The sequence below is a fragment of the Flavobacterium sp. genome (genome assembly GCF_039595935.1).
In the GTDB taxonomy this organism is placed as follows: Bacteria; Bacteroidota; Bacteroidia; order Flavobacteriales; family Flavobacteriaceae; genus Flavobacterium.
The window spans coordinates 942,221-964,266 of record NZ_JBCNKR010000006.1; the positions used below are offsets into that span (position 1 = coordinate 942,221).

Consider the following 22,046-nt stretch of genomic DNA (forward strand, 5'->3'; position numbering starts at 1 on the left):
CTTTTTTTATTTTTAACGAATCTCATATCTCTTAAAAAAATGAAAATCCTACACATTTTTCTTTGTTTTATTATATTGATTCCGAATGTCTTTTCTCAGTCAAAAGAAAAAGAAAGTGCATTTTTGGAAAATGGAGTTTCAGAAGAATTAGCTCACTTCCGTAAAAAACAAATTTCAGGTCTTCAATATGAATTGTCTTTTGAAATCCCAAATCAAAAAGAGGAAAACATCAATTCTCATTTAAATATAAATTTGAATCTGTCTGATTTGAGTCAGCCTTTACTTTTAGATTTTAAAGAGAAATCTTCGAACATAAAATCAATTGAAGTAAACGAAAAAAGTATTCAAATTGTTCATGAAAAAGGACACATTGTAATTGCTTCCTCTGATTTAATTTCAGGAAAAAATACCATTTCAATTTCCTTCATCGCAGGCAATTTATCTTTAAATAGAAACGATGATTTTCTCTATACACTTTTAGTTCCGGATCGCGCGAGTACTTTATTTCCGTGTTTTGATCAGCCGGATATAAAGGCGAAGTATAAATTAAGTCTCTCTGTACCAAAAGACTGGTCAGTTTTGGCTGGAGCCGATGTAAAAGAAAAAGTTGAAAAAGAAGATTTTACAACTTACACTTTTGGAGAATCAGATAAAATAAGTACGTATTTGTTTTCTTTCGTTGCCGGAAAATTCAAAAGTGTTACACAAAAACCAGGATTAGAGATGACGATGTTGTATCGCGAAAATAATCCTGAAAAGATAAAAACAAGTACCGATACGATTTTTGAACTTCATCAGCAATCTTTAGATTTTCTGGAAAAATATACCAATTATAAATTTCCATTTCAAAAACTGGATTTCGCAGTCAATTCCGGTTTTTCAATACGGCGGAATGGAACATGTTGGCGCCATTCAATATAGAGAATCGACTTTGTTTCTGGACAACAGCGCAACCGACAGTGAAAAGCTAAACCGTGCAAAACTCATTGCGCACGAAACGTCGCACATGTGGTTTGGCGATTTGGTAACAATGAAATGGTTTGACGATGTCTGGATGAAAGAAGTTTTTGCCAATTTTATGGCCGATAAAATTATGAATCCAATTTTCCCAAAAGTCAATCATAATCTGCAGTTTTTTACAGCACATTATGGCAGCGCTTTCGCGGAAGATCGATCTTTGGGCACACATCCGATAAAACAGCATTTGGCGAATTTAAAAGATGCCGGATCGCTTTACGGAGCTATTATTTACAACAAAGCGCCAATAATGATGCGTCAGCTCGAAGCTTCAATGGGAAAAGAAGCTTTCCAGAAAGGAATCGAAAAATACATTAAAAAATACGCCAACGACAACGCCGACTGGAATAATCTTGTAGAAATTCTCGATGCCGAAACGCCTCTTGATATGAAAAAATGGAGCGACGTTTGGGTCAATAAATCAGGAAGAGCCATTTTTACAGACAAAATAGAATACGATTCTAAAGGTCAAATTAAAAAGTTTGAAATTCAACAGAAAGCCGAAGATAAATCCAATAATATCTGGCCTCAGGTTTTTCAGATTGGTTTGGTTTATGATGATAATGTGAAGGTTTTAAACGTAAACATCAAAGACAAAAACAGTATTTTAAAAGAAGCCGCCGGACTTGAAAAACCAAACACGATTATTTACAATTACAATGGTTTTGGATACGGTGTTTTTCCGCTTGACGGCAATAATTTAGATTACATTTCTACTTTAAAAGATGATACAGCCAGAACATCTGCTTATAGTAATCTTTACGAAAATATGCTCATTGGAAATGTTTCTCCAGATGAAGCATTTAATTATTTTTTTAAAGGAATTCAATTTGAAGAAAACGAATTGGTTTTGCGAATTGTATCGAATAATTTGAATACGATTTATTGGAGATTTTTAACTGAAAAACAGCAAGAAAGAGTCCAGACTTTATTGAGTTATACTTTATACTCTCGTCTTCAGACAAATTTATCTGCGAATATCAAAAAGACTTTATTTGGTTTGTTCAGTTCAACTGGTTATTCATCTTCGGCGAAAGCCAAATTATATCAAATCTGGAATAAAGAAATCGTAATCCCGAATTTAAAATTAAACGAAGACGATTTTACCAATATGGCGATGAATCTGACTATTTTTAAACATGAAAAAGCAGATGAAATTCTCGAAAAGACAAGAACAACAATTACAAATCCGGATAAACAAAAAAGGTTTGAGTTTTTATTACCTTCATTATCAAAAGATGAATCAGTTCGAAATGCTTTTATGGAATCTTTAAAAGAAGAAAAAACCGAGAAAAAGAATCTTGGGTTGAGGTTGGATTGGCAAATGTTCATCATCCGCTTCGTCAGGAAAGTGCGCAAAAGTATATTAGATTTTCATTAGATTTGGTTGATGAAATCCAGCGTACCGGAGATATTTTCTTTCCGAAAGACTGGCTTGATAATACAGTTGGGAAATATTCGTCTAAATTTGCTTTTGATGAAGTACAGCGATTCTTAAAAGAAAACTCTAATTTTAGTCCTATTTTAAAAAGGAAATTATTTCAGGCCACAGATTTGCTTTACAAAGCACAAAATATTAAAAAAGAAACCGAATGAAAATCGAATCGGAAATAGAGAAAGTTTCAAGTTTTCAGCATCTCGAAATGCTGGCAAATCAGGTTGTAGAAGGTTTTATATCCGGAATGCACAAGAGTCCGTTTCATGGATTTTCGGCTGAATTTGCTGAGCATAAAGTCTATAACGCGGGCGAAAGCACTAAACATATCGATTGGAAATTATTTGCCAAAACCGACCGTTTGTACACGAAACGTTTTGAAGAAGAAACCAATTTGCGTTGCCATTTAATTGTCGATAATTCGTCGTCGATGCATTATCCTGAACTCAAATCAAATCAGCCTTTTTATGAAAAAAAGATTGGTTTTGCGGTTTTAGCTTCTGCGGTTTTAATGAATATTTTAAAGAAACAGCGCGATGCCGTTGGTTTAAGCGTTTTCTCAGACAAATATGAATATTACGCTCCGGAAAAAGGAAGCGATCGTCACCACAGAATGCTTTTGAATAAACTGGAAGAATTGCTGGTTCAGCCAAAAGTTAAAAAAACGACTGACACTATTACTTATCTTCATCAGATTGCAGAAAAAATGCACCGCCGTTCGATGATTATTCTGTTTACCGATATGTTTCAGACTGAAGATGATGAAAAGCTTTTTAACGCATTGCAGCATTTAAAACACAATAAACATAAAGTAGTTTTATTTCATGTAGTTGATAATGAAACCGAACTGAAGTTTGATTTTGATAATGCACCAAGAAAATTTATCGATTTAGAATCAGGAGAAGAAGTTTCGATTTTTGCTGATAATGTTAAAGTCGAATATGAAAAAAGAGCAGCAGCTTATTTTAAAAACCTGGCTTTAACCTGCGCGAAGAACCAAATTAAGTACGTTCCGGTAAATGTTGGCGATAATTTTGAAAAAATATTGACTACATATTTGGTTGAAAAACAAAACTTTGGGTGATAATTTGAAAAAATATTTCACTTTTTTTATAAAAACGCTTGCAGAAACGAAATTCTGTTATATCTTTGCAACCGCAATAACGCAGAGGTTTGGTAGTTCAGTTGGTTAGAATACATGCCTGTCACGCATGGGGTCGCGGGTTCGAGTCCCGTCCAGACCGCAATATTGGGAGAAGCCTTTCTTAACAGAAAGGCTTTTTTGCCCAAAAACGGTATCTAAGATTAGTTGTGTTGTTTTGCTGCGACTTTGTAACTCGCAGCTGGTTTAGTAGTTAGACCAATGAAAAGCTTTCCACTTTTGTGGATGGCTTTTTTGATTTATAGCCATTCGACAAATTCCAATTCTTTAAATTCCAAATTCCATTTTTTTACCGCAAAGTTCGCAAAGCTTATAATTGATAAAGCTTGCTGTTTTTTTGCTTAATTCTGATTTCAACGAACCATTTGTCATTCTGAGGAACGAAGAATCTTCGCAAGTAACTCCACAAAGATTTTCTATCATATATTAAAACATAGCCCGTGGTTTCAAAAACCTTTGACAAAGATTAAAAACCTTTGCAAACTTTGCGTGTCTTGCGGTTAAAAAGAAAGAAACTTCCTCTTTTTTAAATTTCTTATCAATTTTTAAAATATTGGAATTTAACCAATTAAAAATTTCTTTATTTTTATTCGTTAAAAAGCTTGTGAAATCGAAGATCTGTTGTATTTTTGCACTCGCAATAACGCAGGGTTTGGTAGTTCAGTTGGTTAGAATACATGCCTGTCACGCATGGGGTCGCGGGTTCGAGTCCCGTCCAGACCGCCTAAGTTGTTAAAAATGCCTATCATTATGATAGGCATTTTTTTTTACCATTAAGTTTTTATTGATGTTTTACGTTTACATAATTTATTCTAAAACTTTTGATATTTATTACAAAGGGTTTAGTGAAGATGTTGCCCAAAGATTATTATATCATAATGAAAATAGAAGTAGGTATACTTCAAATAAAGGACCGTGGGATTTGGTTTATTCGAAAGTATTTGAAACTAAAAAAGAAGCTTTGATTGAAGAATTGAGATTGAAAAAGTTAAATAGAAAGTCAATAGAAGCTTTAATTCAAGATCATAAATAAGAAAGGTATGAGTTGGTTAGGATACATGTCTGTCATCTCGTCTAAGGACGAGACGGGTTCGAGTCCTCTCGTTTTCAAGAACGAGACCAAGTTGTTAAAAGCCTTTCTTAACGGAAAGACTTTTTTTTTGTTTTACCGCAAATCTTTTATTAATCCGTCCAGTTATTTCTCGTGCCTCGAAATGACAAACTATATGGAATCTGGAATTTATTTCTTTCCTATCTTTATATTATGGAACAAGGAACTTTTAAAGTAGACAAATATTATATCGAGAAAGTAGATGCCGATAAAAAAAGCATTTATTGTCACCATGATATAATGGGAGAATTATTTGTTCCGTGGCATAAACACGAAAAGGCACAAATGTTATATGCAGAAGGCGATGTGGTTTTTGTGACAACTGAAACAAAATCTTATTTTCTGCCTGCAAGACATTTTATCTGGATTCCGGCTGGACTAGAACACAGCATTGAGCCAAAATCGGAACATGTGATGATGCGTAATTTGTATTTTCCGGTTGAAAAAGATGAAGATCAATTCTACAAAAGCGAAGGCATTTATCCGGTTAATAATTTACTGCTCCAAATGATGATGTTTACCAATCGATGGAATGGACATCTTGAAAAAGGAACTCCAAACTTTACGATTGCAAAAGCGATAAAAGCGATTCTTCCGCAAATTTGTACCAATAATCTGCCTCTCGAATTACCACAGCCAAAAGACAAACGACTTGGAAAAATTCTGCGTTACATTGAAAACAATCTCGGAGAAACAATTATGTTTGCCGATGTTGCTCATGAATTTGGTTTCAGCGAACGCTCTTTGTATCGCTTGTTTCAAAAAGATCTCAAAATGTCTTTCATTCAATATTATACCATTCGAAGAATTTTGAAAGCAATTGAACTTTTATTAGAAAGAAAACTTTCGGTAAAAGAAGTAGCCGAAGAAGTGGGTTATAATAGTGTTCCAACTTTTAGCAATACATTCTTCAGGATTTTAGGACAAAGACCTTCTGATTACTTAAACGGAGAAGAGATTTTAGAAAGAACAAAGTAATTTATTTTTTCACGCAGATTCGGCAGATTTGAGCAGATTTTGCGGATAATTATTTGACACAAACGATAAAATAATAAAATCTGCGTTCATCTGCCTAAATCTTTTTAAATCTGCGTGAAACATCCCAAACCAAAACTCGTTTTCGTAATAAATTGTTTTTCAGTATTTTAATATAACGTTTTCGGAAAATAGAATTTTAACATTTGTCCGAAATGAATACGTTATTGACTTTTTAGAATTATCAGTCACGAGAAAAATGAAGGAACTTTGCAGCATAAATTATTATCATGTTCCTTAAAACAACAAATTCTACAGACGATTGTTTTCCTAGAATCCTGCTGTTAATCATCATTGTATTAGCATTCAATGGCTTACAAGCGCAGGAAATCCACACAATTTCATTAAAAGAGGCTTTGAAACTGGCCAAAGAAAACAACAAAAAAATCCTTAGATCTCACTTGGAGGTCACGCTCGCAGAGCAAAATATTAAAGAAAGAAAAGAACTTCGACTGCCCGATGTACAAGTAAATGGCATGTATTCCAGAATTACGAATATTACCGAATTCAAAGGAAATGGTTTTTTAAACGGAAAAGAAGTTACAAAAGCAATTCCTGAAATCTACGAGGTAAATTCGACTTTTAAAATGCCAATTTATGCTGGAAATAAGATTAATAATGCTATCAAGATTGCGAATCAGGAAAAAGAAATCGCTAAAATAAAAAGCGAAAAGGCCGAAAATGATATCGAGCTTGAAGTGGTGGCAAACTATCTGGCGATTTATAAAATGATGGAACTTCAGAAGATTTTTGAAGAAAACATCAAAGAAGAAAAAAGCCGATTGAAAGAAGTGCAGTCACTTCAAAAACATGGAACGGTTACGAAAAACGAAGTTATCCGTGCCGAATTACAGCTTTCGGATCGTGAATTAAACGCGCTTACAAATTCCAAAAACATAAAAATTGCGCTTCACGATCTGAAAACTTTAATTCAGATTCCGGAAAACGAAGAAATTGCAATCGATACAACTTCAAATTTGGACGAAATGAACGGTTTGGATCCGTATGATTATTATATGACTAAAGTTTTGCAGAACGAAGAAATGCGAATTGCAAGTCAGGAATTAGATATCAGTAAAACGGAACTAAAATTGGTAAAAGGAAATTATCTACCAAGTGTTCACTTCTTTGGTAATTATGGTTTTTATTATCCGAATTACAAATTCTTTCCGCCAAATCCATACTTGTACACTTTAGGGCAAGTTGGAATTGAAGCCTCTTTTGACCTTTCGTCCTTATATAAAAATAAAACGAAAATGGATCAGGCGAACACAAAAATCAAATGGCAGGAAATGCAGAATGAAATTGTAAAAGAAGAAATTCAGGACAAACTGTACAAAGAGCATACACAATATCAGGAAATCCTTGAAAAGTTTGTTGTCGTTGATAAAGCTTTGGATTTGGCCAATGAAAATTACCGAATCGTAAAGCTTAAATACTTAAACCAGCTGGTTTTAATTACCGAAATGGTTGATGCTGATAATGCTTTGCTTCAGGCGAAATACAACAAAATTTCTACGCGTTTGGATGCGGTTTTAAAACATTATGAGTTGCTTCATACGGCGGGGATGCTTCCGCAGAGTTAGAATTTTAGACTTGGTAGAAGAAAGAGGCAAGAAACAAGACTTTTTTAGAATCAAGAGAATAGAATAAAGAATATAGATTTTCAGTTCCGGAGGAACGATTCATTTTGTAGCGCCGGATTTTAATCCGGGGGAGAATAATTAAAGATATAAAGTTTATGGTTAAGATAAAAAATGAAACTAGAAGAAATAAAACGTTTCATATACTAATAACGATTATTGCGTGTGCGCTTGTAATTAGCGGAGTTATTTTAGGAATTTGGTTTTATGTATTCAACAGAAACCACGAAGAAACCAACGACGCGCAAGTCGAACAATATGTAACGCCAATTATGTCGCGTATTACGGGTTATGTGCAGGAAGTTCGTTTTAACGAAAATCAGTTTGTGCATAAAGGAGATACTTTGGTTGTAATTGACAATCGTGAATATAAATCAAAATTGAATGTGGCTCTTGCCGATGTTCAAAACGCACAGCAAAACAGCGTTGTGGCGCAGAAAAATGCTATAAATACAGCAAGTGCAACAGCGATTAACGAAGCGCAGTTGGAAGCCGCAAAATCGAATCTTTGGAAAACAAAATTAGAATACGAAAGATACAAAGCTTTGGTAAGCGAAGAAGCGGCAACTTCTCAGCAATTAGAGAAAGTGAAAGCAGATTACGAATCGGCGCAGGCGCATTTTCAGGAAATGAAAAACAGAATTCATTCGGCGACTTTAAGCACTTCTGTTGCCGAAGCGAATGTTCCGACAACGCAAACCAATATAGCATCAAAACAAGCTGTAGCTGATAATGCGGCATTGTTTCTTTCGTATACGATCATTACAGCGCCTTACGACGGCTGGATTGGTAAACGAACTTTACAGCCGGGACAATTGGTAAAAGAAGGTCAATCTTTATTATCAATCGTAAGTAAAGAAAAATGGATTACGGCCAATTTTAAAGAAACCCAATTGCAATATTTAACTGTTGGACAAGATGTTGAAATAAAAGTCGATGCTTTAAGCGACAAAACTTTTGTGGGTACAATTGCTTCTTTATCGCCAGCGAGCGGGGCAAGATTTTCATTACTTCCTCCAGATAATGCAACGGGAAACTTCGTAAAAATCGAACAAAGAATTCCTGTTAGAATTCAGTTAAAAGAAACCGACAAACAAACCGACTTTTTAAGAGCGGGAATGAATATTACTGTGATCGCAGCACACTAAAATGGAAGATAAAAGTATTTTTAAATCCTGGGTTCCAAAATGGGCAATCATTATTATTTTGTTTGTCTGCCTTTTGCATTCCATGATTTTATTGGGAGTTTACACTTCAAACGTAACTTATGCGGCAAGTTTTCTGGATATTGAACCAGAAGATTTGCAGTTTGCGATGTGCGTTACATACGGAACTTTGCTAGCAACGATTTTGATCGAAAGTCGATTTTCGAGTTTTTTCCCTGCCAAAAATTATCTGATGGCGGTTTATTCTTTGATTGGAATTACGATTGTTTCATCGGCGTACATTACCAACTTTTCTCTATTTTTAATTATGAGAATTGCCGAGGGAATCTTAATGGCGCTTCCGGTTATTACAATCAGACAATTGTTGATTGAGCAGTTTAATTCTAAAAATGCCATTATAATTGGTTTTTCGTTTTATTACGGTTCGCTTTTATTGTCAACTCCTTTTATTATGAATATTGCGGTTTGGTTTCTGGATCATTACGACTGGAAATACATGCTGTATGTTTCGGGCGGATTGCAGGTTTTAAATGTCTTTTTAATCTTGGTTACTTTTCGTGGGCATCGAATAACAAAGAAAATTCCGTTGTATCAAATCGACTGGATGAGTTATTTTTTGGTTTTAATTTCAATTCTTTGCGGTGCCTACTTTTTTGTATATGCTGAGAAAAAATATTGGCTGCAGTCTTCAGAAATGGTTTTGATGCTGATGATCTCGCTCATTACAGGCGGATTATTCATTTTTAAAGAACGTTTGGTAAAAAGACCAAGTTTCGATTTTGAAGTCATAAAATACGCCAATCTGCGAATAGGATTTTTATTGTTTTTCCTTTTCTATATCAGCAGGGCGACGTTGAGTCTTTGTCATTCGGCGATGTTTTCCATCTGGAATTGGGATCCATCGCGTGTGGCGGGCGTACAGTATATAAACGGATTAGGAAACGTAATCGGACTTATTTTGGCCGCTTTTTTTCTGATGAAATCCGTTTCGACTAAAATTATTTTTATTATTGGTTTTACGCTTATTGCTATTTTCCACTTCTGGTTTACGTTTCTTTTTGTGCCAGATGTTGCGCTGAGCGATATTATCATTCCTTATATTTTGCAAGGAATCGGTGTTGGGTTTTTATTTGTTCCGCTCATCTTATTTACCACATCATCGGTTCCGGCAAATATGGCGGTTTCTTCGGGAATTGTTGGGGTTTCGGGGCGTTTTTGGGGAAGTACAATTGGCTTTTGTGTAATGCAGAACGCTGTGGTTTTCTTAAATAAAAAACATTTTCTGAAATTAAGCCAATTCATAACAGGCGAAAATCCCGAAGCGCAGCAAACTATCACCAGCACCACACAGAGTTTTATCGCTAAAGGATATTCGGCAGATAATGCCAATGTTTTAGCCATGAAAAAGATTTTCGGAACAGTTGCCAAACAAGCCACTTTATTGGCTGATATGGAAATTTATACGATTGTGGGTTATGGTTTATTGATTTTAATCATTCTAATTGCGTGTAATCAGCATTTAAGAAAAACAATGACTTTGGTTAAAAGTAAAATTTGGATTGGCTGATTTTTGTTTCAACTTTCAGGTTTCAAGTTTCGCCTCATTTTGTGTCATTTCTGTAAAAGTCACTTATTTCGACAAAGGAGAAATCTGCGCAAGTAACTCCGCAACGAAAGACAAATCTTTGTCGAGCTTCTCGCGCAGATTTCTCCTTCGTCGAAATGACAAACAGTACATTTATTTCTTGTGGTAAGCCACACTTATCAGTATCTTGCAACCGTTAAAAAACAAACAAAATTATGAGCCAGCAATGTGTAATTTTTGATATGGATGGTGTGATTTCGCACACCAATCCGCATCATGTAATCGCTTTTGAAAAGTTTTTCGATAAATATAATATTCCGTATACTCAGGAAGAATTTGAAGAACATATGTACGGAAAACACAATAGTTATATCATGACGCATTTCTTCAAACGTCCGATTGCGGGAGAAGAACTTCTAAAACTCGAAGACGAAAAAGAAGGAATGTTCCGTGAGATTTACAAAGACAAAGTTGAAACGATTCCGCATTATATGGACTTTTTAAACGAATTAAAATCTCGTGGTTTCAAAACGGCTGTTGCTACATCGGCGCCGCGTGCGAATCTGGATTTAATTGCCAATTTCTTGAAACTCGGTGAAAAAATGGATTCGATGATGTCATCAGAAGATGTTACGTTTCATAAACCAAATCCCGAAGTATATCTAAAATCGGCAGAGCGTGTTGGTGTTTCTCCGTCTGATTGCGTGGTTTTCGAAGATTCTTTTTCGGGAATTACTGCGGGATTAAATGCCGGAATGAAAGTCGTTGGTGTTTTGAGTACGCATACAAAAGAACAGCTTCCGGTATGTGATTTTTATATTAATGATTATAGTGAGGTGAATGTGGATAAGATAATTGAGATATTAAATTCCAATAAATAAATTCTAATATTAAAAGGATTTTTGTTTCACGCAGATTCGGCAGATTTTAGCAGATTTAATTTGATAATATCTGCGTTTATCTGCTTAAATCATTTTAAATCTGCGTGAAATAATAAACTTTTAATAATTCTCCTCCAAAAAAGCCATCCAGCCTTTTTCAAATTCATCAGAAGATATATTCAAAGTTTTTTCAATGTTTCCGAATGATGCGATTAGTTTAGGAAGAATGTTTTTTCCCCATTTTGTGGTCATATATTCGATTATGGTGTAGCCAATATTATAAATCTGATTGCTTTGATTTAGTTCGGCTAAAGTCAAGTTTTTGCTTTTGGCATATTTTACGCTTAGCGAATTAACTTCTTTAGCTTCAAAAATACTAATCGATTCCCAAAGCCAGCGCGAATATTCGGCTGCGAATTTTTTCTCAAACTCCTTGTCAAAAGTAAGTCGGTCTTGTGTGATGATAGTTTCTTTAGCCTTGTCTATTAGTATGTTCAGTTGAACACAATGCGTAAATTCATGCAGAGCCGTTTTTAGCGGATCGTCTGGAAAAATAGAATTAAACCAATTCGTCCACACAAAATGAAACTCATTTGGACCACGACTTGTTCCGTTTGCATTTCCGTTCAAACCAGTAGCGTCATTAAATTTATTATTGTGAATCGTAAACAAAAACCTTTATTAAGTTGTTGCGCTTTACGTCTTTTAGGTTTTCTCTTATTTGAGCATAATTACCTTCTAGATGTTCGCTTAACTTTTCAGCCTGGCTTTTATAAATCCCGTTGTAGGAGATAATAAAATGCTCTGATTCCAGCGTTTGAGGTTTGTGTTTAACCGTAAAAGTTCGAATTGTTCTCGCAAGGTAGAAAACGCCGGCAATTCCTAGTAGAATGATTAATAATTTGTATTTTCTCATGTGTTCCAAATGTTTTTTTAAGAATTAAAAACAAGCAAAATATTGAGAATTAGGTTTTTGGTGTTTTAAAAATAAGAATATTTAAATACTAAACACAAAAAGATTTAAAGAAATTTCTGAATTTTTAAATCGTGTGAGTTTTTTTATGTTTAAAAGTAAAAGGCTTTAGCCGAAATCTATATTAAAAATAGAGTTACGCAATGTCGAATCCAATTGTAATTATTAATCCGGCAAATAAGAAAAATATAGACATACTCAATAAGAACCAAACAGATTTTGAAATTGGTTTTGTGTTTAAATCTATAAGAATTAAAACAGAATTAACTAAAGAAAGAAGCACCAAAAATAAACTCAGAAACAATGTAATAGTGCCGCCGTATGTATATATCAAAGTGCCTCTGAAATTCTCTGGATAATATTTTATTACGCAATTCAAAAAAAAATAAAACAGGAATTGCAATAGCAAACTTTTGTATTAGATCAAGATTCTTGATTGTTTTCAATGTTTTAATGGTTTATTTTGAAGGAAAATCAAACAATTCTTTAGGTTCAATATCCAAAGCATTGGCGATTTTTACGAGAGTTTTTACTGTAGTATTTATTTCAGCTCTTTCAATTCTGCCTATCTGAGTTTTTTTGATATCGCAATCATCAGCTAAATCTTGCTGTGATAAGCCTTTTTTTTCACGTAATTGTCTTATGTGAGTCCCAAGATTTGCAATAAAGATTCCTTCTGAAATATCCATATTTCAAAATTCTTAAGATTTATTTTTGGTCAGGTCACATTTATGTGATCAAAAATATTATATTTGCTTGATCTAAAAAATAAGACAATGGCTACAAATGATCTTTCGGAAGAAACAGAAAAAAGACTCTTAGATTTTTTTAATAATGTTATTGATGCTAAAGATTTAGCAAAAGCAATTCGGCAATTAAATTATGCAATTGCTTTAATTGTTATGAGAGATGATGAAAGAGGATATGCTTATGCTCAAAAAGAAAACTTAGAAAAAGGTTTTATTGGCTGAATGAATTAGCCGAAATTTTGCATCCGTATCTGGAAGTTGAATAAGAGAAAATAACGTTTTAAAATATCTTCATTTCGACGAAAGGAGAAACCAAAAGCAAAACCGACAAAAAATTCCAGAGTGATTTCCGCAATTTTTTTCATGTGTCAAACCCTTTAAATTATGCTAAAATATCCTTTCGTTAAGGTTAAGGGTTGTATAGCTTGTTATCCTAGTGTGTAACATTTTATTAAGCTTTTATAGTGTCTAAATTCATACAAATTGCGCTAAAGTTTTTGATATTGTTAATTAATAATATCTTTGTAATTGAAGCAATAATTCAAAATTAGTTATTTAAGGATGTTGTATTCGATTATTTTACCTTTAGCAAATAACAATATGGGAAATGTTGCAACTAATTTTACTAAACAAATAGAAATTTTAAAAAGCAGAGGGATGGTTCTTGATCTTTCTGAAGATAAAATAAAAGAAATTTTACTTGATATCGGTTACTATAGGTTAGGTTTTTACTGGAACCCATTTGAGGTTGATAAAGATCATAATTTTATTGAAGGAACTAAATTTAGTGATGTGGTTTGTCTTTATTATTTGGATGTAGATTTAAGAAATCTTCTTCTTAAATACATAAATCGCATTGAAATTAATTTCAGAACTAAGGTTGTGTATTATGTTTCTAATATAAATAAAAAATCTCCGGTTTGGTTTATTGATAAACAGGTTATAAGTCAGGATTTCATTAATAATATTGACTATCATTACAATGATGATTTTATAAAAAATAGCAGACCAATAAAATTACATCATCAAAAATATATTAATGATAAATATGCGCCAGCATGGAAAACACTTGAATATTTTACCTTTGGAACTATTCTTAAAATATTTAAATGTTTAAATGATGTTAAAACGCAAGAGACTATTTCTAAACAATTTGATGTCTTAAATTTGAGTAAATTCATAAATATTATGGAGACAATAGTTTTGGTGCGAAATTGCTGTGCTCACAGTGGAGTAATATTTGATATTACTACTCCTAAAGGGATTTCTATATTACCAGGAATAACTTTCAATAAAAATAATAGACATTGTTTAGATAGTGCAATTAAAGTGATTCAATTAATACTTTCAAAAATATCTAATGATAGAAAGAATGATCTTGAAAAATCAATTAATGACTTGTTTAAAAGTCACGAAGATAATCCGATTATCAAAAAGATTATTGAGGATAAGATAGGATATGTGTATTAAAGTTTTCTTTATACGTATTGTAAATCAAAAAAAGATTCTTACTTTTGTCCTCTGAAAGTGCCCTATTAGACTTGCTCTAATGCTGCACTATAAAAAAAGAAGTATAAACCCGGACTTGCTCCGGGTTTTCTTTTATATCTAAGTTGCATAGAATCAATACAATGGGTTTGTTTTGTTGTAAAATAGAATTGAAATTACCTCAAAATAAAAAAGCTTCTGAAAAAATATTCAGAAGCTTTTTTAGTGCGGATAATAGGACTCGAACCTACACGCCTTGCGGCACCAGATCCTAAGTCTGGCATGTCTACCAATTTCACCATATCCGCGGGAATTGTGGGTGCAAAGATAAGCATACTTTCCAATTATCAAAGCCTTTTTTGAAAATTTTTTTTAATTCTCTTTTTTGTACTTTTGGTTTTCTATAAAAATAATTTAAATGGAAAATATTAAGTCCTACGTTCAACAACATAAAGATCGGTTTATCAATGAATTGATCGAATTATTAAAGATTCCGTCGGTAAGTGCCGACACTGCATATTCTCAAGATGTTATTGACACAGCAGAGGCTGTAAAAGAAAGTTTATCAAAAGCAGGCTGCGATTTTGTCGAAACTTGCGACACTCCGGGTTACCCAATTATCTACGGAGAAAAAATAATCGACCCAAATCTTCCAACAGTTTTAGTTTACGGACACTACGATGTTCAGCCGCCGGATCCATTAGAATTATGGACTTCACCACCTTTTGAACCCGTTATAAAAAATACAGACATTCACCCAGAAGGAGCGATTTTCGCGCGTGGAGCTTGTGACGACAAAGGTCAGATGTACATGCACGTAAAAGCGCTGGAATATATGGTACAAAACAATGTTTTGCCTTGTAACGTAAAATTCATGATCGAAGGAGAAGAAGAAGTAGGTTCGGCAAGTTTGGCTTGGTTCGTAGAACGCAATCAGGAAAAACTGAAAAACGACGTTATTTTAATTTCTGATACTGGAATGATTTCGAACCAACAGCCATCGATTACGACAGGTTTAAGAGGTTTAAGTTATGTTGAGGTAGAAATTACGGGGCCAAACCGCGATTTGCATTCAGGTTTATACGGAGGAGCTGTGGCGAACCCAATTAATATTTTAGCAAAAATGATCGCTTCTCTTCACGACGAAGACAATCATATTACCATTCCGGGATTCTACGATAAAGTTCAGGAATTATCTGCAGAAGAAAGAGCAGAAATGGCAAAAGCGCCTTTTAGCTTAGAAAAATATAAAAATGCTTTAAACATTGCTGATGTTTACGGCGAAAAAGGTTATGTAACCAACGAACGAAACTCAATTCGTCCGACATTAGACGTAAACGGAATCTGGGGCGGTTATACTGGTGAAGGTGCTAAAACAGTTATTGCGAGTAAAGCTTATGCTAAAATCTCAATGCGTTTGGTTCCAAATCAGGATTGGCATGAAATTACAGAACTTTTTACAAAACATTTCACAAGCATTGCCCCAGCTGGAGTTACGGTAAAAGTAACGCCTCATCACGGTGGACAAGGTTACGTAACGCCAATTGATAGTATTGGTTATCAGGCTGCAAATAAAGCGTATACAGAAACATTTGGAGTTCCTGCAATTCCGGTTCGTTCTGGAGGAAGTATTCCAATTGTGGCTTTGTTTGAAAAAGAATTAAAAAGCAAAACGATTTTGATGGGATTTGGTTTGGACAGCGATGCAATTCACTCGCCCAATGAGCATTTCGGAATCTTTAATTACTTGAAAGGAATTGAAACTATTCCGTTGTTTTACAAGTATTTTGTGGAGCTTTCTAAATAGTTTTTTAACCGCAAAGGCACTAAGGTTTGCGCAAAGTTCGCTATGATTTTTGCTAGCAATCCCGATAGTTATCGGGAGCAAGGTCGCAAAGTTTTTAAATGCAGAACTTTGTCAAAGTTTTAAACTATGACAAAGTTAATCTCAATATAAATCCGTTCAGAAATGAGCGGATTTTTTTTGTCAAGAGAATATCAGAACAATTTTAATTAAAGTAAAAAATTATATTTGTTTATCAAAAACAAGAATATGAAAAGAATGCTTTGTCAGGGTTTTATAATGATGTTATTTATTTTTATGAGCGGGAAAATTATGGCTCAGGATTTTACAGTAAAACAAGAAGACGGATCTAGCGATGATATTTTTGTATCTGTAGAAATTGCTGCAGATTTTCCTGGCAGTATTTATAGGTTTCGTGATTTTGTAAAAACCAATTTTAAAATTCCGAATAAAGCAGTTAGAAAAAAAGTAAGAGGAGAAATTCCTGTACAGTTTATAGTAGAAAAAGACGGCTCTTTATCGGATATCAAACTTTTAAATAATCTTGGTTTCGGACTAGATGAAGAAGCTTTGCGTGTTATTCAGCTTTCGCCAAACTGGAAGCCAGCTTCTCGCAATGGTAAAAAAGTAAAAGGGCTTGTGATTTTTCGAATATATATCGACACAAACGAAGAAAAAGAAAAACGTATTTATTTTGAAAAAAAGTAATTTTTTTAAGAAGCAAAGATGCAGAGGTTCAAAGAGAAAAAGTCTTTGTCCCTTTGAACCTCTTTCACTCTGAACCTAAACATAAAAAAAATCCGCTTTCAGATTTTCTGAAAGCGGAAAAATAAACTAAAAAAAATTCTAAAAATAAAAATGAAATCCAGATTAAAATAAATCCGGATTGTATCCAAAATAGGGTACAGTCTGTTCATTAAAAATAACGCCGTACTCTTCTAATTCCTCTAATATAGGTTCGTAAACTTCTTTCTTAATCGGCAGCTGCACGCCCGGAGTTGTGATTTTTCCGTTTAAAATCAACAAAGTGGCGATTGCAACCGGAAGTCCGACCGTTTTTGCCATTGCCGTGTAAGTCTGATCGTCGCCAATGCAAACCATTTTTGAATCGATTTGTTTTTTCTCACCGTTTAGTTCATAACCAAATTTGTGATACATCACGATCATATCTTTATCATCTGGTTCTAAAGCCCAGCTGTCGGTTAAGATTTTTTCTAAAATTTGAGCAGGAGTTGCATTTGGCAGATTTACTTTTTTGTTTGGGTTGAATAAATCCAATTCTAAAAGTTTATCCCACATAATATCATCCTGATCGATTTTAAGAATAAAACGGGTTTTTATTTCAACAGAATCCGTTGGGTGATAAGGCAGAAACGAATTCATAAATTGGCGATAACTCATGTTTTCAGAATCTTCGATAACATAACTATCATCTGTCATTCCGAGCTGTACAAACATATTCCAGGCTTTCGAAAAACCAACTCTTCGAATTGTTCCTCTATATAATGTCAGAACATCGTCAAGTCCGTAAATTGATCTGTATTTAAGCGAATCTCGGTTGGAATAGGCTTCAAACTTTCCGTAACCCTCAACTTCTAAGAATTCTGTCCGGCGAAACAATGCGCTGTACGGAATATATTTATAAGTTCCTTCCTGAATAAACTTAGCAGCGCCGCCTTGTCCGGCCAAAACCACATTTCGCGGTGCCCAGGTAAATTTATAATTCCATAAATTATTGTCAGATTCCGGAGCGACTAAACCGCCGCAAAATGATTCAAACAAAAGCATGTTACCGCCTTTTGATCTGATTTCGTCAATAACTTTCATGGCGCTCATGTGGTCGATTCCGGGATCAAGACCAATTTCGTTCATGAAAATCAGATTGTTCTTTTTAACTTCTTCATCAAGCGCCTGCATCGCATCACTTATATAAGATGCCGTAACAAGATGTTTTTTAAACTGAATACAATCTTTGGCTACTTCAATATGTAAATGTGCGGGAAGCATCGAAATAACTATTGACGCTTTTTCAATAGCTGCACGTCTTTCTTCGGTATTAAAAATATCTAAAGCAATTGGAGTTGCGTTAGGATGTTTCTGCGTTTTTTTCTCGGCCAGAGCCAAAGATAAATCGGCAACCACAAGATGCAGGTTTTCAGTTTCTGATTTGGCAAGTAAATAACGAATCAACGAAGATGCCGATCTGCCTGCTCCAATTATTAAAACGCTTCTCATAATTCTAATATTTAACACAAACATATTAAAATGTTATAAATATAACAAATTTAATTTCAAAAATGATATTTATTTAATTCGTAAATGGGCTAAAAAAGTCAATTTTGAGATTGAAATATTTCAAAAACTAAAATGAATATTGGTTACTATGAAGTATTTTTGTTTCCAAATTAAAAGTTTAGAAAATATGAAAAGAAGAATCGTTTTAACTGGCGCCTTTATAGGTATGTTAGCTATTATTTTTGGTGCTTTTGGAGCACATTTACTAAAAAAATATTTGTCTGTTGAAGAGTTAAATACTTTTGAAGTTGGTGTTCGTTATCAAATGTACCATGCACTCTTTTTACTTTTTCTTTCTACCCGAAAAGATATTGCCGAAAAAACAGTAAAAACGATCTATAATCTGGTTGTGGCCGGTGTTGTTCTATTTAGCGGATCAATCTATATTTTAGCTACAAAAAGTCTTACAATTTTTGATTCTAAAATTATCGTATTCGCAACACCTTTGGGCGGATTCTTATTAATTATTGGCTGGTTGGTATTATTTCTTACTATTTTGAGGAAAAAATCATAAAATCCCGAAAAAAAAATTCTGTATAAAAATTAATCTTTAATTTTGTCTCATAATTAACATATAAGGTTACTTATGTGAATTTTTATTGCTTTTATCTTCTTTGATAAAAAAATATAACAATTTGCAAACTTGGGCTTTACGTTTAAGAATTAGTAAAATTATATTTTGTTGCACCAAAAAATAACTTACAACACAACATTAAATTTATGGACAATAACACACTTTTCGCGCAATCGATTTCGTTAAAAGAATTAGGAATAGAAAATGCAACGGTTCGTTACCAGTTATCTGCAGATGAGCTGCATGCTATAACTGTGCAGTCAGGACAAGGTGTTGAGGCCTCTACAGGTGCTTTGGCAATTAATACAGGAGAATTTACAGGACGTTCGCCTCAGGATCGTTTTATTGTAAAAGACAGCATTACAGAAGATAAAGTATGGTGGGGAAATGTAAATATCCCGTTTTCACCAGAAGCTTTTGAGAAATTATATAATAAGGTAACGAAGTTTTTATCAGACAAAGAAGTTTTTGTACGTGATGCTTATGTGTGTTCAGATCCAAATTACAGACTAAATGTACGTGTTGTTACAGAAACGGCATGGTCGAATTTGTTTTGCTATAATATGTTCTTAAGACCAGAAGAGTCTGAATTAGTAAATTTTAAACCAGAGTGGACAGTAGTTTGCGCTCCAAGTTTTATGGCAGATCCTGCTGTAGACGGAACACGTCAGTCTAACTTTGCCATTTTAGATTTTACTAAAAAAATCGCGTTAATTGGCGGAACTGGTTATACTGGAGAAATGAAAAAAGGAATTTTCTCTGCTTTAAACTTCATTTTGCCTGTTTTCGAAAATACATTACCAATGCATTGTAGTGCCAATGTTGGTAAAAACGGCGATACAGCTATTTTCTTTGGATTATCCGGAACAGGAAAAACTACTCTTTCTGCAGATCCTGAACGTAAATTAATCGGTGACGATGAACACGGTTGGACTGCTGAAAATACAGTTTTTAACTTCGAAGGAGGATGCTATGCTAAAGTAATCAACTTAACTGAAGAAAATGAACCGGACATTTACAGAGCAATCAAAAAAGGTGCGCTTTTAGAAAATGTGGTTTTCAAACCAGGAACGGAAGAAGTAGATTATGATGATGTTTCGATTACTCAAAACACGCGTGTAAGTTACCCAATAACACATATTGACAATATTCAGCCGGGTTCTATTGGTCATAACCCAAAAAATATATTTTTCCTTACAGCAGATTCTTTCGGAATTCTGCCTCCAATTTCAAGATTAACTCCAGGTCAGGCTGCTTACCATTTTATTTCAGGATATACAGCAAAAGTTGCCGGAACAGAAGCCGGAGTTACAGAACCACAGCCTAATTTTTCTGCTTGTTTTGGAGCGCCTTTTATGCCTTTACATCCAACAAAATATGCTGAAATGTTAAGCAAAAAAATGAAAGATGCTGATGTAAAAGTTTGGTTAATCAACACTGGTTGGACTGGCGGCGCATACGGAACAGGAAGCCGTATGAAACTAAAATATACGCGTGCTATGATTACTGCTGCATTAAACGGAGAACTGGATAATGTAGAATATCAAAATCACGCAGTATTTGGAATTGCAAAACCACAATCTTGCCCTAATGTTCCAAGCGAAATTTTAAATCCTAGAAACACTTGGGAAGACAAAGATTTATATGATAAAAAAGCGCTGGAATTAGCTCAGAAATTCAAAGCTAATTTTGCCAAATTTGAAGAGTTTGCCAATGCTGAAATTTTAGCAGGAGCACCAATTACAGAATAAAAGGAATTATTTAATTCAAAATAAAAAAGCTGTTCATTATGAACAGCTTTTTTTAGTTTCCAATCGCAGTAAAAAAAAATAAACACTAACACGGGTACTGCGACTGAAAACCGTGACTGAACAGCTTTTTTTAGTTTCAAGTTTGTGGTTGAGTGAACACTTCTGAGACTGAGCGAAGTCGAATCTCTCGCAAAGCACTTCGACTTCGCTCAGTGTGACACTAGATTTAAGTCTCGCTAAAACTTGAAACTTGAAACCTGAAACAAAAAGAACTATTTCTTAGTTTCATCAATTCGTTTTTGAATCAAATCCCAAGTGTAATAATGAAATGTCATTCCGTTGCTCATCGCTACGAAAAGTCCGTTTTTGTATTTTGGACCTAAATTTACGCTTGTAACATCGGCACCGTCGCACTCAATTGTAGAAGTTGGAACTTCAGCTAATAATGGATGATTGTTTGGATTTCCTTTAAAACCTTCTCTCGGATAAACCATAAAAGAATTCGCCTGTTGGTTTGATACCAAAATATATCCTGTAGAATCTGTTTTTTTATAAATCGCAATTCCTTCATGATCTGCTTTGAAATCTTTCTGACCAAAGAAGGCCAGTTCTTTATTATCATTTAAAGCAGGATCGGCTTTGTATTTTCTAATTCCGGCCTGCTCATCACAATAGTAAACAAAGCCTAATTCATTATCAACAGCAATGGCTTCGATTTCTTTCTTTCCACTGTATGTTCCGAATTTACGAACCACTTTTGCAACAGCAAATTTTCCATTACCTGAGAGTTCATACTGCCATAAATAACTTCCTGAAGGTCCTGTTTTTCTTCCTACAATAGCAAAAATCTTCTTGTCACTTGGGCGTGTGTATAAAGAAACTCCCATTGGATCGCGTTCTGTTTCTCCTTCAAAAACAGGAATTCCGCCATTATCAATCGGCTCTAAATCAGGGAGACTGAAAATTCTAATTTTATTGCTTTCGCGTTCTGTCGTAACGGCAATGTCAACTTTTTTTCCGTTGATGATTAATCCGTAAGCGATATCCACATTGTTTGGACGTTTTAAAGGAATTGATTTCTTCAGGATCTTTCCATTCAAATCAAAAGCATATAAACCACCATCAGTATCTTTATCAGTTCCCACAATAATACTTTTTGAAGCATCGGCAGGATTAATCCATATAGAAGGATCGTCAGTATCGTGAGGCAGCGCTTCGGTAACAGTTGTTGGTTTTACGGCATTTGGTGAAACTGGGGCTAATTTATCGTCTTTACAAGCTGTAAATGAAAGGGATAAAAGCAAAAAAGCAAGTATCGATTTATTTTTCATTGTGATATTTTATTGAAATGAATTAGACAGAACCGCTAAGTTCTGT

20 protein-coding genes, 3 tRNA genes and 1 pseudogene are annotated in these 22,046 nt (G+C 34.1%); 17 read left to right on the top strand and 7 right to left on the bottom strand.

Annotated elements, in window-relative coordinates:
* The first annotated feature begins 39 nt into the window (after window positions 1-39).
* From ABDW27_RS13915 to ABDW27_RS13925, 3 genes and pseudogenes are all read left to right on the top strand, one after another.
* Window positions 40-2,613: pseudogene (locus ABDW27_RS13915) on the top strand (M1 family aminopeptidase).
* Window positions 2,610-3,536, top strand: a complete 927-nt coding sequence (locus ABDW27_RS13920) for a DUF58 domain-containing protein (RefSeq protein ID WP_343696455.1) — start codon at window positions 2,610-2,612, stop codon at window positions 3,534-3,536. The pseudogene ABDW27_RS13915 and the gene ABDW27_RS13920 overlap by 4 nt, the downstream one beginning before the upstream one ends.
* A gap of 86 nt (window positions 3,537-3,622) precedes the next feature.
* Window positions 3,623-3,696, top strand: a tRNA-Asp gene (locus ABDW27_RS13925).
* Between the two features lie 185 nt (window positions 3,697-3,881).
* Here ABDW27_RS13925 and ABDW27_RS13930 read toward each other — a convergent pair.
* On the bottom strand, window positions 3,882-4,037 hold the full coding sequence (locus ABDW27_RS13930; RefSeq protein WP_343696456.1) for a hypothetical protein: 156 nt from the start codon (window positions 4,035-4,037) through the stop codon (window positions 3,882-3,884).
* Window positions 4,038-4,263: 226 nt separating this feature from the next.
* On the opposite strand from ABDW27_RS13930, the gene ABDW27_RS13935 reads away from it, so the two are divergent.
* The 7 genes from ABDW27_RS13935 to ABDW27_RS13965 all read left to right on the top strand — a co-directional run bounded on the left by ABDW27_RS13935 (window position 4,264) and on the right by ABDW27_RS13965 (window position 11,035).
* Window positions 4,264-4,337: transfer RNA gene (locus tag ABDW27_RS13935), tRNA-Asp, on the top strand.
* 64 nt (window positions 4,338-4,401) lie between these two features.
* Window positions 4,402-4,647 carry a GIY-YIG nuclease family protein gene (locus ABDW27_RS13940; RefSeq protein WP_343696457.1) on the top strand — a complete coding sequence of 82 codons (246 nt, stop codon included), beginning with the start codon at window positions 4,402-4,404 and terminating at the stop codon, window positions 4,645-4,647.
* Window positions 4,648-4,878: 231 nt separating this feature from the next.
* Window positions 4,879-5,703: an AraC family transcriptional regulator gene (locus tag ABDW27_RS13945; RefSeq protein ID WP_343696458.1), complete on the top strand. Its 825-nt coding sequence runs from the start codon at window positions 4,879-4,881 to the stop codon at window positions 5,701-5,703.
* Between the two features lie 287 nt (window positions 5,704-5,990).
* Complete coding sequence (locus ABDW27_RS13950) at window positions 5,991-7,346, top strand: TolC family protein (RefSeq protein ID WP_343696459.1); 1,356 nt, start codon at window positions 5,991-5,993, stop codon at window positions 7,344-7,346.
* Between the two features lie 155 nt (window positions 7,347-7,501).
* Window positions 7,502-8,551 carry an HlyD family secretion protein gene (locus ABDW27_RS13955; RefSeq protein WP_343696460.1) on the top strand — a complete coding sequence of 350 codons (1,050 nt, stop codon included), beginning with the start codon at window positions 7,502-7,504 and terminating at the stop codon, window positions 8,549-8,551.
* 1 nt (window position 8,552) lies between these two features.
* Complete coding sequence (locus ABDW27_RS13960) at window positions 8,553-10,136, top strand: MFS transporter (RefSeq protein ID WP_343696461.1); 1,584 nt, start codon at window positions 8,553-8,555, stop codon at window positions 10,134-10,136.
* 233 nt (window positions 10,137-10,369) lie between these two features.
* Entirely contained in the window at window positions 10,370-11,035 is a 666-nt protein-coding gene (locus ABDW27_RS13965; protein WP_343696462.1) for an HAD family phosphatase, read from the top strand.
* Between the two features lie 120 nt (window positions 11,036-11,155).
* Here ABDW27_RS13965 and ABDW27_RS13970 read toward each other — a convergent pair whose 3' ends face one another.
* Both ABDW27_RS13970 and ABDW27_RS13975 read right to left on the bottom strand, forming a co-directional pair.
* A complete protein-coding gene (locus ABDW27_RS13970; RefSeq protein ID WP_343696463.1) occupies window positions 11,156-11,707 on the bottom strand; it encodes a hypothetical protein in 552 nt (183 codons plus the stop codon).
* Window positions 11,688-11,951, bottom strand: coding sequence for a hypothetical protein (locus ABDW27_RS13975; RefSeq protein WP_343696464.1), 264 nt, complete (start codon window positions 11,949-11,951; stop codon window positions 11,688-11,690). Before ABDW27_RS13975 ends, ABDW27_RS13970 begins: the two co-directional genes overlap by 20 nt.
* 200 nt (window positions 11,952-12,151) lie before the next feature.
* Between ABDW27_RS13975 and ABDW27_RS13980 the strand changes: the two genes are divergently transcribed.
* Entirely contained in the window at window positions 12,152-12,367 is a 216-nt protein-coding gene (locus tag ABDW27_RS13980; protein ID WP_343696465.1) for a hypothetical protein, read from the top strand.
* Between the two features lie 99 nt (window positions 12,368-12,466).
* On the opposite strand, the gene ABDW27_RS13985 is transcribed toward ABDW27_RS13980, so the two are convergent.
* Window positions 12,467-12,697: a helix-turn-helix transcriptional regulator gene (locus ABDW27_RS13985; protein ID WP_343696466.1), complete on the bottom strand. Its 231-nt coding sequence runs from the start codon at window positions 12,695-12,697 to the stop codon at window positions 12,467-12,469.
* An 87-nt stretch (window positions 12,698-12,784) separates the two neighbouring features.
* Between ABDW27_RS13985 and ABDW27_RS13990 the strand changes: the two genes are divergently transcribed.
* Complete coding sequence (locus tag ABDW27_RS13990; RefSeq protein ID WP_343696467.1) at window positions 12,785-12,979, top strand: hypothetical protein; 195 nt, start codon at window positions 12,785-12,787, stop codon at window positions 12,977-12,979.
* A gap of 378 nt (window positions 12,980-13,357) precedes the next feature.
* Window positions 13,358-14,227 carry an Abi family protein gene (locus ABDW27_RS13995; RefSeq protein WP_343696468.1) on the top strand — a complete coding sequence of 290 codons (870 nt, stop codon included), beginning with the start codon at window positions 13,358-13,360 and terminating at the stop codon, window positions 14,225-14,227.
* Window positions 14,228-14,471: 244 nt separating this feature from the next.
* Here the strand turns inward: ABDW27_RS13995 and ABDW27_RS14000 are convergent.
* Window positions 14,472-14,553 (bottom strand) — tRNA-Leu (locus ABDW27_RS14000).
* Window positions 14,554-14,663: 110 nt separating this feature from the next.
* Between ABDW27_RS14000 and ABDW27_RS14005 the strand changes: the two genes are divergently transcribed.
* Complete coding sequence (locus ABDW27_RS14005; protein ID WP_343696469.1) at window positions 14,664-16,052, top strand: dipeptidase; 1,389 nt, start codon at window positions 14,664-14,666, stop codon at window positions 16,050-16,052.
* Window positions 16,053-16,298: 246 nt separating this feature from the next.
* Entirely contained in the window at window positions 16,299-16,757 is a 459-nt protein-coding gene (locus ABDW27_RS14010; RefSeq protein ID WP_343696470.1) for an energy transducer TonB, read from the top strand.
* Window positions 16,758-16,919: 162 nt separating this feature from the next.
* Here ABDW27_RS14010 and ABDW27_RS14015 read toward each other — a convergent pair whose 3' ends face one another.
* Window positions 16,920-18,284 (bottom strand): saccharopine dehydrogenase C-terminal domain-containing protein, encoded by a 1,365-nt coding sequence (locus ABDW27_RS14015; protein WP_343696471.1) that lies wholly within the window; start codon window positions 18,282-18,284, stop codon window positions 16,920-16,922.
* 187 nt (window positions 18,285-18,471) lie between these two features.
* Between ABDW27_RS14015 and ABDW27_RS14020 the strand changes: the two genes are divergently transcribed.
* Window positions 18,472-18,858 (top strand): DUF423 domain-containing protein, encoded by a 387-nt coding sequence (locus tag ABDW27_RS14020; RefSeq protein WP_343696472.1) that lies wholly within the window; start codon window positions 18,472-18,474, stop codon window positions 18,856-18,858.
* A gap of 206 nt (window positions 18,859-19,064) precedes the next feature.
* Window positions 19,065-20,669 (top strand): phosphoenolpyruvate carboxykinase (ATP), encoded by a 1,605-nt coding sequence (gene pckA, locus ABDW27_RS14025; RefSeq protein WP_343696473.1) that lies wholly within the window; start codon window positions 19,065-19,067, stop codon window positions 20,667-20,669.
* 272 nt (window positions 20,670-20,941) lie between these two features.
* On the opposite strand, the gene ABDW27_RS14030 is transcribed toward pckA, so the two are convergent.
* The gene (locus ABDW27_RS14030; RefSeq protein ID WP_343696474.1) at window positions 20,942-22,000 is read right to left on the bottom strand and encodes a phytase; all 1,059 of its coding nucleotides are present in this window, start codon (window positions 21,998-22,000) and stop codon (window positions 20,942-20,944) included.
* Window positions 22,001-22,046 lie beyond the last annotated feature (46 nt).

Bases quoted from the DNA above. Each gene is read 5' to 3' on its own strand.
- ABDW27_RS13920 (WP_343696455.1), top strand. From the start codon at position 2,610: ATGAAAATCGAATCGGAAATAGAGAAAGTTTCAAGTTTTCAGCATCTC.
- ABDW27_RS13930 (WP_343696456.1), bottom strand. From the start codon at position 4,037: ATGATAGAAAATCTTTGTGGAGTTACTTGCGAAGATTCTTCGTTCCTC.
- ABDW27_RS13940 (WP_343696457.1), top strand. From the start codon at position 4,402: ATGTTTTACGTTTACATAATTTATTCTAAAACTTTTGATATTTATTAC.
- ABDW27_RS13945 (WP_343696458.1), top strand. From the start codon at position 4,879: ATGGAACAAGGAACTTTTAAAGTAGACAAATATTATATCGAGAAAGTA.
- ABDW27_RS13950 (WP_343696459.1), top strand. From the start codon at position 5,991: ATGTTCCTTAAAACAACAAATTCTACAGACGATTGTTTTCCTAGAATC.
- ABDW27_RS13955 (WP_343696460.1), top strand. From the start codon at position 7,502: ATGGTTAAGATAAAAAATGAAACTAGAAGAAATAAAACGTTTCATATA.
- ABDW27_RS13960 (WP_343696461.1), top strand. From the start codon at position 8,553: ATGGAAGATAAAAGTATTTTTAAATCCTGGGTTCCAAAATGGGCAATC.
- ABDW27_RS13965 (WP_343696462.1), top strand. From the start codon at position 10,370: ATGAGCCAGCAATGTGTAATTTTTGATATGGATGGTGTGATTTCGCAC.
- ABDW27_RS13975 (WP_343696464.1), bottom strand. From the start codon at position 11,951: ATGAGAAAATACAAATTATTAATCATTCTACTAGGAATTGCCGGCGTT.
- ABDW27_RS13980 (WP_343696465.1), top strand. From the start codon at position 12,152: ATGTCGAATCCAATTGTAATTATTAATCCGGCAAATAAGAAAAATATA.
- ABDW27_RS13985 (WP_343696466.1), bottom strand. From the start codon at position 12,697: ATGGATATTTCAGAAGGAATCTTTATTGCAAATCTTGGGACTCACATA.
- ABDW27_RS13990 (WP_343696467.1), top strand. From the start codon at position 12,785: ATGGCTACAAATGATCTTTCGGAAGAAACAGAAAAAAGACTCTTAGAT.
- ABDW27_RS13995 (WP_343696468.1), top strand. From the start codon at position 13,358: ATGGGAAATGTTGCAACTAATTTTACTAAACAAATAGAAATTTTAAAA.
- ABDW27_RS14005 (WP_343696469.1), top strand. From the start codon at position 14,664: ATGGAAAATATTAAGTCCTACGTTCAACAACATAAAGATCGGTTTATC.
- ABDW27_RS14010 (WP_343696470.1), top strand. From the start codon at position 16,299: ATGAAAAGAATGCTTTGTCAGGGTTTTATAATGATGTTATTTATTTTT.
- ABDW27_RS14015 (WP_343696471.1), bottom strand. From the start codon at position 18,284: ATGAGAAGCGTTTTAATAATTGGAGCAGGCAGATCGGCATCTTCGTTG.
- ABDW27_RS14020 (WP_343696472.1), top strand. From the start codon at position 18,472: ATGAAAAGAAGAATCGTTTTAACTGGCGCCTTTATAGGTATGTTAGCT.
- pckA (WP_343696473.1), top strand. From the start codon at position 19,065: ATGGACAATAACACACTTTTCGCGCAATCGATTTCGTTAAAAGAATTA.
- ABDW27_RS14030 (WP_343696474.1), bottom strand. From the start codon at position 22,000: ATGAAAAATAAATCGATACTTGCTTTTTTGCTTTTATCCCTTTCATTT.